13 protein-coding genes and 1 pseudogene are annotated in these 13,609 nt (G+C 57.8%); 12 read left to right on the forward strand and 2 right to left on the reverse strand.

The annotated features are described in order from the left end of the window. The first annotated feature begins 107 nt into the window (after positions 1 to 107). The 10 genes and pseudogenes from AC3WJN_RS20995 to AC3WJN_RS21040 all read left to right on the forward strand — a co-directional run bounded on the left by AC3WJN_RS20995 (position 108) and on the right by AC3WJN_RS21040 (position 9,334). Positions 108 to 1,205 carry an aromatic ring-hydroxylating oxygenase subunit alpha gene (locus AC3WJN_RS20995; RefSeq protein WP_007783852.1) on the forward strand — a complete coding sequence of 366 codons (1,098 nt, stop codon included), beginning with the start codon at positions 108 to 110 and terminating at the stop codon, positions 1,203 to 1,205. Then, complete coding sequence (locus AC3WJN_RS21000; RefSeq protein ID WP_122952989.1) at positions 1,202 to 2,659, forward strand: aldehyde dehydrogenase family protein; 1,458 nt, start codon at positions 1,202 to 1,204, stop codon at positions 2,657 to 2,659. The genes AC3WJN_RS20995 and AC3WJN_RS21000 overlap by 4 nt, the downstream gene beginning before the upstream one ends. Before the next feature lie 27 nt (positions 2,660 to 2,686). After that, a pseudogene (locus tag AC3WJN_RS21005) lies at positions 2,687 to 3,412 on the forward strand (ABC transporter ATP-binding protein); the annotation flags it as partial. Between the two features lie 53 nt (positions 3,413 to 3,465). Continuing rightward, positions 3,466 to 4,104 carry an ABC transporter permease gene (locus AC3WJN_RS21010; protein ID WP_007783846.1) on the forward strand — a complete coding sequence of 213 codons (639 nt, stop codon included), beginning with the start codon at positions 3,466 to 3,468 and terminating at the stop codon, positions 4,102 to 4,104. Between the two features lie 52 nt (positions 4,105 to 4,156). After that, a complete protein-coding gene (locus AC3WJN_RS21015; protein WP_026558154.1) occupies positions 4,157 to 5,062 on the forward strand; it encodes an osmoprotectant ABC transporter substrate-binding protein in 906 nt (301 codons plus the stop codon). Positions 5,063 to 5,093: 31 nt separating this feature from the next. After that, positions 5,094 to 5,750, forward strand: a complete 657-nt coding sequence (locus tag AC3WJN_RS21020) for an ABC transporter permease (protein WP_007783842.1) — start codon at positions 5,094 to 5,096, stop codon at positions 5,748 to 5,750. A 17-nt stretch (positions 5,751 to 5,767) separates the two neighbouring features. Then, entirely contained in the window at positions 5,768 to 6,367 is a 600-nt protein-coding gene (locus tag AC3WJN_RS21025) for a GDSL-type esterase/lipase family protein (RefSeq protein ID WP_007783838.1), read from the forward strand. Next, complete coding sequence (locus AC3WJN_RS21030; RefSeq protein WP_005827421.1) at positions 6,364 to 7,458, forward strand: tartrate dehydrogenase; 1,095 nt, start codon at positions 6,364 to 6,366, stop codon at positions 7,456 to 7,458. Before AC3WJN_RS21025 ends, AC3WJN_RS21030 begins: the two co-directional genes overlap by 4 nt. Before the next feature lie 60 nt (positions 7,459 to 7,518). After that, positions 7,519 to 8,022, forward strand: a complete 504-nt coding sequence (locus tag AC3WJN_RS21035; protein ID WP_005827420.1) for a DUF2179 domain-containing protein — start codon at positions 7,519 to 7,521, stop codon at positions 8,020 to 8,022. Positions 8,023 to 8,563: 541 nt separating this feature from the next. Further along, the gene (locus AC3WJN_RS21040; protein ID WP_005827418.1) at positions 8,564 to 9,334 is read left to right on the forward strand and encodes a 3-hydroxyacyl-CoA dehydrogenase; all 771 of its coding nucleotides are present in this window, start codon (positions 8,564 to 8,566) and stop codon (positions 9,332 to 9,334) included. Positions 9,335 to 9,367: 33 nt separating this feature from the next. Here AC3WJN_RS21040 and AC3WJN_RS21045 read toward each other — a convergent pair whose 3' ends face one another. Continuing rightward, entirely contained in the window at positions 9,368 to 10,171 is an 804-nt protein-coding gene (locus tag AC3WJN_RS21045; RefSeq protein WP_237716642.1) for a helix-turn-helix transcriptional regulator, read from the reverse strand. Between the two features lie 197 nt (positions 10,172 to 10,368). Here AC3WJN_RS21045 and AC3WJN_RS21050 point away from each other — a divergent pair, with 197 nt between their 5' ends. After that, a complete protein-coding gene (locus AC3WJN_RS21050; RefSeq protein WP_007783829.1) occupies positions 10,369 to 11,427 on the forward strand; it encodes a CapA family protein in 1,059 nt (352 codons plus the stop codon). A gap of 82 nt (positions 11,428 to 11,509) precedes the next feature. On the opposite strand, the gene AC3WJN_RS21055 is transcribed toward AC3WJN_RS21050, so the two are convergent. Further along, entirely contained in the window at positions 11,510 to 11,926 is a 417-nt protein-coding gene (locus tag AC3WJN_RS21055) for a GNAT family N-acetyltransferase (protein ID WP_005827413.1), read from the reverse strand. A gap of 124 nt (positions 11,927 to 12,050) precedes the next feature. On the opposite strand from AC3WJN_RS21055, the gene AC3WJN_RS21060 reads away from it, so the two are divergent. Next, the gene (locus AC3WJN_RS21060) at positions 12,051 to 13,436 is read left to right on the forward strand and encodes an aminotransferase-like domain-containing protein (RefSeq protein WP_005827411.1); all 1,386 of its coding nucleotides are present in this window, start codon (positions 12,051 to 12,053) and stop codon (positions 13,434 to 13,436) included. Positions 13,437 to 13,609 lie beyond the last annotated feature (173 nt).

Consider the following 13,609-nt stretch of genomic DNA (forward strand, 5'->3'; position numbering starts at 1 on the left):
GTGATAACCGTGGTTTTCGCATGTGGCATCGTTTTTGCAAAAAGGAGGGGCAAGACCGTAACCAATAATGATGCGGCATGGTGCGAAAACGAAAGGGGTCATGGCAGATGTCTATCCAAGAAGCAAAGGTTGGTTCCACTACCCGCGAGGTGAAAACGCTTCCTTACCGTCTATACACCGATCCGGAGGTGCTTCGCGCAGAGCAGGAAAAGATTTTTGCCCGCTCGTGGCAGTTTGTCGGGCATATCAGTCAGGTCGAAAATCCCGGTGACTTTTTTACCTGTGACGTGGCAGGTGAGCCGATCCTTGTCGTGCGAGGGCGGGAAGGTACGCTGCGCGCATTTTACAACGTCTGTCCGCACCGCGCGACGAAGCTGGAGAAAAACGCCGAGGGCAACAAGAAAATTTTGCAATGCGGCTACCACGGGTGGACGTTCCAGCTCGACGGTTCGCTGAACAAGGCGCCGAACTTTAAAAACGGCGAGCAACTGTGCGCAGCAGAAGCCTGTCTGCGCCAGGTGAGGCTGGAGGTGCAAGCGTCGCTGATTTTCGTCAACCTCGATGATGACGCGGTTCCGCTGGCGGCTTCCTACGGCGACTTTTTCGCTGATCTGGCGGCGTTTCCGTTTTTGGGCGAGTTGAAAAAATACAGCGTCAACACGCGGGTCATCAAATCGAACTGGAAAGCGTTCATCGACAACTACCTGGAATGCGACCATTGCCCGATTGCCCATCCCGGCTTTACCGCTACGCTCGATTTGACGAAGTACCAGATCATCCAGTGCGAAAATTACTCCGTGCAAGGGACGGTCGTCAAGCCGGATAAGCAACTCGGCTCGGTTGAACTGAATAAGGCGGAGATGCAGGGCGGCCGTTTTTACTGGCTGTGGCCGAACCTGATGCTGACGATCTATCCGGGGCCGGGCAACATGTCGCTGATCCAGATGGTGCCGATCGACCACGAGACGACATTGGGCGTGTACACGTATTTGTTCCGCCATGACGAGTTGACGCAGGAAGAAAAAGATTTGATGGCGTTTACCGAGCAGGTGCGGGTCGAGGACGTGGAGCTGGTTGAGCTGGAGCAGATCGGCTTCAAGTCCCGCGCCTTCCAGAAAGGGAAGTTTTCCGCAACCGAGCACGCCGTCCTGCAGTTCCACGAGATGGTGCTGAAGACGTTGGGGATCGAAGAGGCGCAAGCATGAAAAGAGGGGAGGGACCAGCGATGCACACGATGCAAAAAAGCTTGTTCATCAACGGCGAGTGGGTAAAAGCGGGGCAGTACACGGAGCTGCGCTCTCCGTATTCCGGGGAAGCGCTCGCCGAGATTCCGGCGGCAAACGAAGAAGAGACAAAGCAGGCAATCGCGGCTGCCTACGCGGCAAAAGCCATCATGGCGAAAATGCCGGCGCATCGCCGCGCTGCGATTCTCGAAAGCCTGGTGAGCCTGCTTCGCGAACGCAGCGAGGAGGCGGCCACGATCATCGCGCAGGAGGCGGCGAAACCGATTGCGGTAGCGAGAGGCGAAGTCGCGCGCACGATTGAAACGTACAAGTTCGCCGCCGAAGAGGCCAAGCGCATTCACGGAGAGACGTTGCCGCTTGACGCCGCTCCCGGCGGGGAAGGCCGGCTCGCCTATACGCTGCGCGAACCGATTGGCGTAATTGGCGCGATTACCCCGTTTAATTTTCCGATGAATCTCGTCGCGCACAAGGTCGGGCCTGCCATCGCAGCGGGCAACACGATCGTGCTCAAGCCCGCCTCGCAGACGCCGCTGTCCGCCTTTTTCATCGCAGAGCTGTTGGCAGAAGCGGGCTTGCCTGCCGGGGCATTGAATGTCGTGACGGGGAGCGGCCGCGTCGTCGGCGATCTGATCGTCACGGACGAGCGGGTCAACATGGTGACGTTTACAGGCAGTCCGGGTGTCGGCATTGGCATCCGCAACCGGGCGGGCTTGAAGCGGACGACACTGGAGCTTGGCTCCAACTCCGCCGTCATCATCGACAAAGGCGTCGAGCTTGAGCCGCTGATTGCCCGCTGCATCACCGGAGCGTTTTCGTTTCAGGGGCAGGTGTGCATCTCGTTGCAGCGCGTGTACGCGCATGCGGAGGTGTACGACGCGTTCGTGGAAAAATTCGTCGCAGCCGCAAAGGCGCTGCGGTTAGGCAGCCCGCTCGACGAGACGACAGACATCTCCGCCCTGATTTCCCCGGGTGACGTGCAGCGGACGCTGGACTGGATTGACGAGGCGCGACGGGCGGGAGCGACGGTGGCCGCAGGCGGCAGGGCAGAGGGCAACATCCTGCAGCCGACCGTGATTCTCGATGCCGGGCCTTCGCTCAAAGTCTCCTGCCAGGAAGTGTTTGCCCCAATTGTTTTGGTGAACCGGGTGAACTCGGTCGAGGAAGCGATTGAGCGCGTGAACGATTCCCGGTTCGGGCTGCAGGCAGGCATTTATACGGAAAACGTGCACACAGCGCTCGACGCCGCAGAGAAACTGCATGTCGGGGGCGTGCTGATTAACGACATCCCGACCTTCCGCGTGGACCACATGCCGTACGGCGGCGTCAAAGAAAGCGGAACGGGCCGGGAAGGGATCAAATACGCGATCGAAGAAATGACGGAGTTGAAGCTGGTGATCTGGAACCGGCGGCAATGATCTATTTCATGACGAGGAGAGATGCGGATGATTTGCTTTGACAAGGTCACGAAGACGATCAATGGCGCGCCGATTATCAAAAGCCTGGACCTGTACATCGGCGCGGGCGAGCTGTTTGTGCTGATCGGGCCGAGCGGCTGCGGCAAGACGACCACGATGAAAATGATTAACCGCCTGATCGAGCCGACATCAGGAAAAATTACCATCAACGGCGAAGACATCGCGAAAAAAGATCCGGTTATGCTCAGGCGGGGCATCGGCTACGTCATCCAGCAGATCGGCCTGTTCCCGCACATGACCATCGCGCAAAACGTCGCCCTGGTCCCGAAGCTGAACAAGACCGATCCGGCCGTCTACGAGAAACGGGTAGATGAGCTGCTCGCTCTGGTCGGACTGGAGCCGAAAAAATACAAGGACAGGTACCCGGCCGAACTGAGCGGCGGACAGCAGCAGCGCGTCGGGGTGATTCGGGCGATGGCGGCAGACCCGCCGATCATTTTGATGGATGAGCCGTTTTCCGCCCTGGACCCGATCAGCAGAGAGCAACTCCAGGATGAGTTTGTCCGTCTGCAAAAGACGATTCATAAAACCATCGTCTTCGTCACGCACGACATGGATGAAGCGATCAAAATTGCCGACCGCATTTGCCTGATGAACGACGGGGCTGTCGTGCAAATCGACACGCCGGACCGCCTGTTGCAGCACCCGGCCAACGATTTTGTCGCGGATTTTATCGGCGTCAAGCGGCTCAAACGGCCGAGCGAAAAGTTTCCGCGCTCCGGCGCTTTGTAGGGGGAGGGACGGGCATGAGCGATTTCTTTGCCTTTTTGTCCGAGCGGCACGAGCAAATTCTCTCGCTTGTCTGGGAGCATTGCTACATTTCCTTGCTCGCTGTGCTTGCGGGATTCATCCTTTCCGTTCCCCTTGGCATTTTATTGACGAGAGCAGAGCGAATCAGCCAGTATGTCATCGGCGTCGTCAACATTTTGCAGACGATTCCGAGCCTGGCGCTGTTGGGCTTCATGATTCCGTTTTTGGGCATTGGCGCTTTTCCGGCCGTCGTCGCGCTGTTTTTGTACTCGCTTTTGCCGATGCTGCGCAACACCTACACAGGTATCCGCGAGGTGGAGCCGTCGCTGATCGAAGCGGCTCGCGGGATGGGCATGACCAATCTGCAAATTTTGTTCAAGGTAGAAATTCCGCTGGCGATCTCGATCATCATGGGCGGCTTGCGGACAGCGACGATCTATACGATAAGCTGGGCGACGCTCGCCGCTGTCGTGGGGGGCGGCGGCTTGGGCTACCTCGTCTTCACGGGGCTTGGCAACTCGAATGACAACATGCTGTTGACAGGGGCGCTCCTGACTGCCCTGCTCGCGGCGTTCGCCGACCTCGTCACGCGCAAGTTCCAGCGCATGTGCACACCGCGAGGCTTGCGGAAGTGAGCAGAGCGATCCAATAACAGGTTGAGAGAAAAAGGGGGCAATGAATGTGGGGATGAGAGTGCTTTTTCGCACGCTGTTTTTGGCGGTCCTGGCGGTTGCGCTGGTCACGGGCTGTTCGAAGGGGGGAGCTGGAAACACCGTTCAGCTCGGTTATCAGCCTACCTCCGAGCAAGAGATTATCGCCAACATGCTGAAAAAACTGATTGAAGCCAATTCCAGCCTGAAGGTGGAAATGGTCGGCGGGCTCGGCGGAACGCCTGTCGTGCTCAAAGCGATGCAAAACAACGACATCCAGATTTCCGCCGTCCGCTACGTAGGGACAGATCTCACGAGCAGTCTCGGCATGACCGAATTTCCGAAAGACCCTGCCGCCGCCTTCGACCTGGTCAAGCAGGGCGTCAAGGAAAAGTTCGACCAGGAATGGTTTCCGTCCTACGGCTTTGACAACACGTACATTTTTACGGTGCGCAAAGATATCGCGGAAAAATACGGCCTGAAAAAGATTTCCGACCTGCAGGCGCACGCCGCCGAAATGAAGCTGGCAACAGACGCGGGCTGGCTGGAGCGGACCAACGACGGCTATCCGGCGTTCAAAAAGGAGTACGGCCTGGAATTTGCCAAGGCGATTCCGATGGACATCGGGCTGGTCTACAAAGCGGTGAAAAATGGCGACGTGGACATCGTGCTCGCCTATTCGACGGACTCGCGCCTGAAGGAGTACGATCTGGTCACGCTGGAGGACGACAAGCATTTCTTCCCGAACTACACGGCCTCGCCTGTCGTGCGCAACGACGCGCTCAAAAAGCATCCCGAGCTGGCGGACATTTTGAACAAGCTGGCGGGCAAAATCGACACGAAGACGATGACGGCGCTCAATTACCAGGCGGATGTGGAAAAGCTGGAGCCAGCGGAAATCGCCCAAAAGTTTTTGACCGAGCAAGGGCTTTTGCAGCCGTAGCGACCTTTTGCCAGAAAAGGAGGCAGATTCGATGGACAGCATCCTCGACATAATCGGCGTCATGAACAAATATTCGGAGCAAATCCTGGAGCTGACGGGGGAGCATCTGTTCATGAGCATCAGCGCCATCGTCATTGCGATTGCACTCGGCCTTCCCCTGGCGATCCTGATGACGAAAAACCGGACGCTGGCCGTGGCGATCCAGACGACGATCAACATTATCCAGACCATTCCGTCCATTTCCATGCTGTTGATTATCATGATTTTCCTCGGCCTGGGCTATGACACGGCCATCGTCGCCCTGGCGCTGTACTCGATGCTGCCGATCATCGCCAACACGTACGCGGGACTGACTGGCGTGGACAAAAACATGATCGAGGCGGGAACAGGCATGGGCATGACGGCCGGCCAGCTCTTGCGCATGGTCATGATCCCGCTGGCGATGCCGATTATTTTGGCGGGAGTGCGGGTAGCGGCCGTTGTAGCGATCGGGGCGGCCACGATGGCGACGTTTGTCGGCGCGGGCGGTCTGGGCGAAATGATCTTGCGCGGCATCTCCACGACTGACGATCAAAAAATTTTGGCCGGGGCCATACCAGCCGCGCTGCTCGTCATCCTCGTCGACTTGCTGCTCGGGCTTGTCGAGAAAAAATCGAGCTTCCGCCTGCGCGCAGCGAAAAACAAATAGGAAGGGGCGAGCAAACGATGAGAAAACTGGTGTGCATCGGCGACAGCTTTACGGAAGGGCTGGGCGTGCCGAAAACGGCGGCCTGGCCCGCGCTCCTGCAGCGCGAACTGGGGGTGGAGGTCATCAACAAAGGCATTTCGGGGGACACCACAGCGGGAATGCTCGGCCGCTTCACGCACGATGTCGTTTGGCAAAACCCTTCGCATGCGCTCATCATCGGCGGCGGCAACGATCTGTGGTGGGACTTGAGCCAAAATGTGCTGCTCGCCAATATGTACGCCATGGTCAAGCAAGCGCTGCACCACGGCATCGTGCCGATCATCGGCGCGTCCGGCTCCGGCTTCGACCCGGGCCAGGTAGACGGCGAGCAGGTCTGGGAGCCTGTAGCCGGCTATGGCACGCTGTTGCGGCGCGGCAAGGAATACGCGGCGGCGCTGGAAGAGATGGCGAAAAAAAGCGGCCTGTTGTTCCTCAGCTTTCAGGGCATTTTCCACGACGAGCGGGGCGAGGTCGACCAGACGTACTTTGCGGGCATAGACGGACTGCATCCAAATCAAGCGGGGCATGCGAAAATCGCCGGAGCGGCCGCTTCGTTTTTACGGGAAGTGATCGTATGAAAAAAACGTGGCAGATCGCAGTGATTGCAGGAGACGGCATCGGGCCGGAGGTGCTTCGGGAAGGGATCAAGGTGCTGGACACGGCGGCACGGCTCGACGGCAGCTTCGAGCTGCAATTTCACGATTTTCCCTGGGGCTGCGAGTACTACGCCAAACACGGCAAGATGATGGACGAGGACGGAATGGAGCAGCTCCGCAAGTTTGACGCGATCTACCTGGGGGCTGTCGGCTATCCGGGAGTGCCGGACCACATTTCGCTGTGGGATTTGCTTTTGCGCATTCGCAAAGGGTTCGAGCAGTACGTCAACATCCGCCCGATCAAGCTGCTGCGCGGCGCTCCTTGCCCGCTCGCTGGCGTGCCGCGAGAGGCGGTCGACATGCTGTTCATTCGCGAAAACAGCGAAGGCGAATACGCGGGGGCAGGAGAGTGGCTGTTTCGCGGAAAGCCGGAGGAAGTGGTGCTGCAGACAGGCGTGTTCTCGCGCAAAGGGACGGAGCGGATTATCCGCTACGCGTTTGCGACGGCCCGCGAACTGGGCAAGTCGCTGACGAGTATCAGCAAAGGCAACGCGCTCAACTACTCGATGGTTTTCTGGGACGAGGTGTTTGCAGAAGTCGCCAAGGAATACCCCGATGTGCCGACGCATTCGTATTTGGTCGATGCGGCGAGCATGTTCATGATAAAAGAGCCGCAGCGGTTCGAGGTCGTCGTCACTTCCAACCTGTTTGGCGACATTTTGACCGATCTGGGCGCGGCGATTGCCGGAGGGCTGGGCCTGGCGGCGGGGGCCAACATCAACCCCGAGCGCACGTATCCGTCGATGTTCGAGCCGATTCACGGGTCTGCCCCGGACATCGCGGGAAAAGGCATCGCCAACCCGCTGGCCGCGATCTGGTCGGCGAGCCAGATGCTTGAATTTTTCGGCTACAAGCACCTCGCTGAGCTGGTGCTGCAAGGGATCGAGGAGACGCTGGTGGAACACGAGGTGCTCACGCCGGACATGGGCGGGACGTCCGCGACTGCAGAGGTGGGGGACGAGGTCGCAGGCAAAATCATCCGCCTGTTTCAGCAGAGTGGACATATAGTCTGAACCGATGGGAGGCTCCGCCGCTTGGATGGCGGAGCCGACTTTTTGAGGAGAGGGTGTCGCATGATTTATGTGACGATTGCGTTGATCCAGATTATTTACGTCGCGCTCAATTCCCTGCGGGTCGTGCTGATGATAAAAGGCCGAAACTATGCGGCCGCGAGCTTGTGCACGGTCGAGATTTTTGTCTATTTGTCCGGGTTGTCGATCGTTTTGAACTACATGGATTCGTTCTGGGGGATTTTCACGTACTGCCTGTCGTATGGAGTGGGGACGTTGCTCGGCATGTACATCGAACAAAAAATCGCCCTCGGCTACATGACGCTGCAAGTGATTACGGCCAATGAAGCGGAGCTGACCAGCGTGCTCAAGGAAAAGGGCTACGGCGTGACCAAGTGGCACGGCTCCGGCCTGTACGGGACGCGGATGATTTTTCTCATTTTGGCCAAGCGCAAAAATTACCTGGATGCGATCAAAACGATCCAGCAAATCGATCCCGGCGCCTTTATCATCTCCTCGGAGCCAAAGACGTTTGTCGGCGGGTTTACGCCGGGGAAGCTGAACTGAAAGCACGCCTGTTCCAAGTCTGCCTGCGCCAAGCCCGCGCATAAAAAGGTGCCGTGTAGCATCAGGGGAGCGCGGCATTTTTTGGCTGTCTGCCCTGGGTGGTGCGGCAGCTTGTGACGACCCGGCTTGCGGAATCGCGTTTTTGCCCGTGCAGGCGTTAGGCTGGTTGGCCCCGGTGTTTGTGAAGGCAGTTGCCATTTTCTTTGCCGTCTGCTCATAAAATACTATCTGATAGACGAATTGCCAGCTTTTGGTTTGGGACGACTGAGTGGCAAGGTTGCGGCCGGAGAAAAAGGGCGGCTCTGGCAGCGGAGCACAGCCGGATTGCCGAGGCGAACCAGTGCCAAGCGGTCAGAGTTGTCCAATCGCCGGACAGAGGTGTCTCGTCACTGTCCGCTGTCCGCTGCGCGGATGTGCCCGGACCGCGACATGGACAGCAGTGTTTTAGACAAAGCGGGAGCTGATAACGCTTTTGCGGGCTGGTGCAAAACTTGCATAGGTAATGTTGCGAATGCCGATTTGAAGGAAGGGAGAGAATGGCGTGGAAATTCGGGATGTGGTTGCCATGGTAACGGGTGGAGCTTCCGGATTGGGGGAAGCCACAGTAAGGAATGTGGTTGAGCACGGAGGAAAAGTAGCCATTCTTGATCTGGACCTCGAACGGGGGTACGCCCTCGCCAGCGAGCTGGGACGTGAGCAAGCCCTGTTTGTACAGACGGATGTGACGAGCGAGGCGAGCGTGCGGGAGGCGATTGACCGCGCAGCGGGAGCTTTTGGCACCATTCATGCTGCGATCAATTGCGCGGGCACGGTCCTGGGGCAAAAGACGCTTTCCAGAAACGGCCCGCATTCGTTGGAGGCATTTGCCAAAGTCATCCAGCTCAATCTGATCGGCACGTTCAATGTCGTGCGCCTGGCGGTCGAGCAGATGGCAGGCAATGAGCCAGCCAGCACGGGCGAGCGCGGCATCATCATCAATACGGCTTCTGTCGCCGCTTTTGACGGGCAGGTGGGGCAGGTGGCCTACAGCGCCTCCAAAGGCGGAATCGTCGGCATGACATTGCCATTGGCACGCGACCTGGCGCCGTACGGGATTCGGGTGATGACGATCGCTCCTGGCTTGTTCGATACGCCGATGTTTGACAAGCTGCCGCGCTCTGTAAAAGACGCGCTGGGAGCGACCGTTCCTTTTCCATCGCGCCTAGGTCAACCCAGCGAATACGCCAGGCTGGTGAACAGCATCATCACCAACCCGATGTTAAACGGAGAGACGATTCGGCTGGACGGGGCGATTCGGATGCAGCCGAAGTGAGCGAAGGGCGAAGCAAGCGGGCAAGCTTTTGTTTCAGCTTTGCGGTTTGACGCGGCTGGGCGCTTCCGTTTCCAACAGCGACAGTTCCTGCGCCTTGAGCAGCGCCTGCGTGCGGTTGGCGACGCCGAGCTTGCCGTAGATTCCGTGCAGGTACACTTTTACCGTCCCGCCCGTATTGCCCAGCGTTTCGGCAATTTCCTTATTGGTAGCTCCCTTGCCGAGCATGGACAAAATGATCCGCTCCTTGCCTGTCAACGGCTCTGCAAGCGGCGCGGAGCGATTGTCTTTGATGGTTGCGCCCGTTTGCGGAAAGAGGGCGAGCAGGCGGGCGACGTAAGCGGGAGACACGGCAGGAGCAAACGGCTCTGTCCGGGCTTTTTCCCGCTGCTGATAGGCGAGCAGCAAGCTGTGCATGGCCGGGCCTTCGTCGAGAAAGCTGCGCACGTACAAATTCCGCTCTCCGATTGCGAGCGCCTCGTGCAAGCATGCCAGGGCCTGCGGCTTGTTGCCTTGCTGCCATTCGGCCAGCGCTTGCACCACGTATTTGTTAATCAGCGAGTCGCCCCAGCCGTGCGTCTCCAGGATGCGGGAAAACTGCTTGCCGACCAGCTCTGTCTCATCGGACATCATCCCTTTCAAGCCGAAGCGCGTCTTTCGGATAAAAGGCTCTGTCGCGTTGTAGTTCAGATGGTAGAACAGCGGGTTTTGGGGCAGCTCGTCCTGCAATTGGGCAGCGCTTGCCACCCAGCTTGCAAAATCGCCGTTTGCGAACACGAGGTTGGCCCGGACAAAAAACAGGCCGCTGGCAAATTGCTCGCGTTCCGCGGAGGCTGGCATGTTTGACAAGTCTTTATCCTCTTCCTTGCAGCGCAAAAGTATCCTTCTATTATACTAGCAGACATGCGCCGTTCGACACGGGAAAAACGCGGCGTCAAAATAGGGCGAGAAATTCCTTTCCCCGCCGGACACGCTTCAACAAGCTTTTCGCAGCGCGCCTTCTACAATGAAAGGTAAAAAAAGGACGTGCGCGGCGAATGCAGATTATTCGATGGAAAAGGGCGGCCATGGTAGCGGTCGCAGCGGCTTTGCTGGCTGCTGCGAGCGCAAGCCCGGCTTTCGTCCAGGCGACAGAGGCGGGCGAGCGGCAACAAGTAGCAGAGGAAATCCGCATCGCGTTTGTGGGAGACATCATTTTGGATAAAAGCGTAGGGGTACAGATCGCGCGCCACGGGATCGACTACCCGTTTCAAAAAACAGCGGATTTTTTGCGGCAGGCCGATCTGGCTATCGGCAACCTGGAAACGCCTGTCAGCACACGCGGCAAGCCGGAGAAAAAGGAGTTTACGTATCGCGCCAAGCCGGAAGCGTTGCAGGGGCTTAAAACTGCCGGAATCGACGTGGTCAATCTGGCGAACAACCACACGCTGGATTACGGTGTGGATGCCCTGCTCGATACGTTTGCCCATTTGCAAAAGCAGCAAATCGGCTACGTGGGCGCAGGCAAAAACGAAGCGGAAGCGTTTGCGCCGTACGTACAGACGATCAAAGGCAAACGCGTTGCGGTGATCGGGCTTGGCCGCGTGCTGCCCAATCAGCGCTGGTACGCGGGCAAAAACAGGCCAGGGCTTGCGCACGCCTACGCCTATGAGCCGATGCTCTCCTATGTGCAGCAGGCGGTGGCGCAGTCAGATATCACGATTGCGGTCATGCACTGGAATCTGGAGTACAAGGACACGCCCGAGCCGTATGCCCGCGAGCTGGCGAAAAAGCTGATCGACCACGGCGTGGATGCGGTAGTCGGCTCGCATAGCCATTCGGTCATGGGCGTCGAGTTTTACAAAAATGCGCCGATCTACTACAGCGTAGGCAATTTTGTGTTCACGACCTCGCACAATCCGAAAGGCCGTGAAGCCATCATGGCGGAGCTGACATTTGCCGCAAGCGGCACGAGGACGCGGGTCATCCCGGTCAAGATTGCAAACGGACAGCCAGCCCCGATGGACAGCCAAAACAGGCAGCGGATGGTGGACAAGCTGAACCGGATTTCCTACGGGGCAACGGTCGCAGCGGACGGCGAAGTGAAAAAGAAGTAGGGAGGCTTTTGGAGAAGCCTCCCTTTTTGCATGGCTTTGGCTGGTCGCTCAGGCGTGCCCGACGGACAACGGACACCTCCGCTCACACAGACTCTGCCTGCCTGCGCATCATCTCTCTGCGCACGAAGCCGTACTGCTCGTACAGTCCATGCGCATCCCGCGTACCCAGCGTCATGTTCGTATGACGAATGGCTGGATGGTGGATGACGATCTCCATCATCCACTTGCCAAGCCCTTTTCCCCGATGCGCTGGATCGACGAAGACATCGCACACCCAGGAAAAAGTCGCGTAGTCCGTCACGACCCTGACGAATCCAGCCTGTCCGTTCTCGTGGTGCAATCCGAAGCAGAGCGACTGCTGGATGCTTTTGCGCACGATCTCGCACGGACGCTCGCTGGCCCAATAGGTGGTAGCCAGCCACGCACAAATTTTGTCCTCGTCGAGCAAAGCCTTGTCATCGCTCATCGTATAAGGCCATTCGCCGTGCTTCCACTCCATCTGTACCCCTCCCGCTTTCCTGTTTACTGCCTGACTTACGATTTACTATACTGTAAGGAACAAAAAGAGAGCTACGCACAAAAAGCGCATCTGTACCCACACAGAGCGGAGAACGGGGGACAGGATGGAGACAAAATACGAAGCGGTCAAGCAAGAGATCAAGGAGCGACTGGCGGCGGGCAACATACGGCCGGGCGAGAAGCTGCCTTCGATCCGCACAGCCTCTGCGCTGTGGAATTGCAGTATCAACACGGCGATCCGGGCCTATCAGGAGCTGGAAAAAGAGCACTTGATCTACTCCGTGCCAAAAAGCGGCTATTACGCAGTGCTTCGCTCGCAGGAAAGCGCGCGCCGGATGGAGGAGCACATTGATTTTTCAGCGGCGTGTCCCGATCCGGAGGTCATGCCGTACAAAGACTTCCAGCATTGCCTCAACCGCGCCATCGAGCTGTACCGGGAGCAGCTTTTCACCTATTGCGATCCGCAAGGCTTTTCCTCTTTGCGCCGCGAATTGGAGAAGCATCTCGCCCATTCGCAAGTATTCGCGCATCCGTCCCGAATCTGCGTAGTTTCGGGCGCGCAGCAAGCTTTGCACCTGCTTGCGTCGATGCCTTTTCCCAACGGAAAAAGCGCGGTGCTGGTCGAGCAGCCCACTTTTCACGGCATGCTGCGTTCGCTGCGGCTGCTGGGCGTAACGGCGCTCGGAATCGCGCGGACTGCGGCAGGCATCGACCTGGACGAGCTGGAGCGACATTTTCGCAACAATCCGATCAAGTTTTTTTATACTGTGCCGCGCTACCACAATCCGCTCGGGACAAGCTATGCGGCAGAGGAGAAAAAGCAAATCGCCAGGTTGGCGGAGCGCTACGGGGTATTTGTCGTCGAGGACGACTACCTGGCTGACATGGAGACGAAGGCGAAGGCCGACCCGATCTACAGCTACGATTCAGCGGGACAGGTTATCTACGTCAAAAGCTTTTCCAAAATCATGCTGCCGGGACTGCGACTGGCTGCGGTCGTGTTGCCGCCGTCGCTTCTGGAGACGTTTCGCCTGTTCAAAGCATCGGCTGATTCCAGCACGTCGGTCCTGTCCCAAGCTGCTCTGGAACTGTATCTGAACTGCGGCATGTACGACCGTCATGCGGCGATGGTTAGGGAGCGCTATCAGGCGCGGATGGAAGCGCTGGATGCAGCTTGCCGCCGCCATCTGGACAAGGGGCTGGGCTTTCGGTATGTCGCGGCGCACGGGGGAATTTTTACGACCATCGTCCTGCCGGAAGGAATCGCAGCCCCCGACATGATCGCGGCCTTGCAGCAGCGCCATGTACGGGTGTTCTCCACGGAGCAAAACTACTTGCCGAGCTTTGCTAGCGACAACGGGCTGCGCCTCAGCATCATTCAGACGGATGCCGCCGAGATCGACAGAGGAATGGCGCTCATGGCCGAGGTCGCCGGCGCGCTTGCGCAAAAACGGGAAATGGACAGGCGGCGAGTCATCGACTGGCGATGAATAGGAGCTGCTGCCAATGAATTGAATTATCAAAATATTTACCGTTGACTCGACTGTTCGGAAAAATTTAATATATATAAATTGAAAACTGTTTTGTATCACTAGCGTTGCATTAATCTTTTCATACCATTCAAAATCATCATAACTTTCAGCGTTCAAGTGTTCTCAGGCAT

The organism is Brevibacillus sp. FW306-2-1A-C05A, assembly GCF_058781555.1.

Excerpts from the sequence above, each read along its gene's own strand:
- AC3WJN_RS20995 (WP_007783852.1), top strand. The coding sequence starts at position 108 with ATGTCTATCCAAGAAGCAAAGGTTGGTTCCACTACCCGCGAGGTGAAA.
- AC3WJN_RS21000 (WP_122952989.1), top strand. The coding sequence starts at position 1,202 with ATGAAAAGAGGGGAGGGACCAGCGATGCACACGATGCAAAAAAGCTTG.
- AC3WJN_RS21010 (WP_007783846.1), top strand. The coding sequence starts at position 3,466 with ATGAGCGATTTCTTTGCCTTTTTGTCCGAGCGGCACGAGCAAATTCTC.
- AC3WJN_RS21015 (WP_026558154.1), top strand. The coding sequence starts at position 4,157 with ATGAGAGTGCTTTTTCGCACGCTGTTTTTGGCGGTCCTGGCGGTTGCG.
- AC3WJN_RS21020 (WP_007783842.1), top strand. The coding sequence starts at position 5,094 with ATGGACAGCATCCTCGACATAATCGGCGTCATGAACAAATATTCGGAG.
- AC3WJN_RS21025 (WP_007783838.1), top strand. The coding sequence starts at position 5,768 with ATGAGAAAACTGGTGTGCATCGGCGACAGCTTTACGGAAGGGCTGGGC.
- AC3WJN_RS21030 (WP_005827421.1), top strand. The coding sequence starts at position 6,364 with ATGAAAAAAACGTGGCAGATCGCAGTGATTGCAGGAGACGGCATCGGG.
- AC3WJN_RS21035 (WP_005827420.1), top strand. The coding sequence starts at position 7,519 with ATGATTTATGTGACGATTGCGTTGATCCAGATTATTTACGTCGCGCTC.
- AC3WJN_RS21045 (WP_237716642.1), bottom strand. The coding sequence starts at position 10,171 with ATGCCAGCCTCCGCGGAACGCGAGCAATTTGCCAGCGGCCTGTTTTTT.
- AC3WJN_RS21050 (WP_007783829.1), top strand. The coding sequence starts at position 10,369 with ATGCAGATTATTCGATGGAAAAGGGCGGCCATGGTAGCGGTCGCAGCG.
- AC3WJN_RS21055 (WP_005827413.1), bottom strand. The coding sequence starts at position 11,926 with ATGGAGTGGAAGCACGGCGAATGGCCTTATACGATGAGCGATGACAAG.
- AC3WJN_RS21060 (WP_005827411.1), top strand. The coding sequence starts at position 12,051 with ATGGAGACAAAATACGAAGCGGTCAAGCAAGAGATCAAGGAGCGACTG.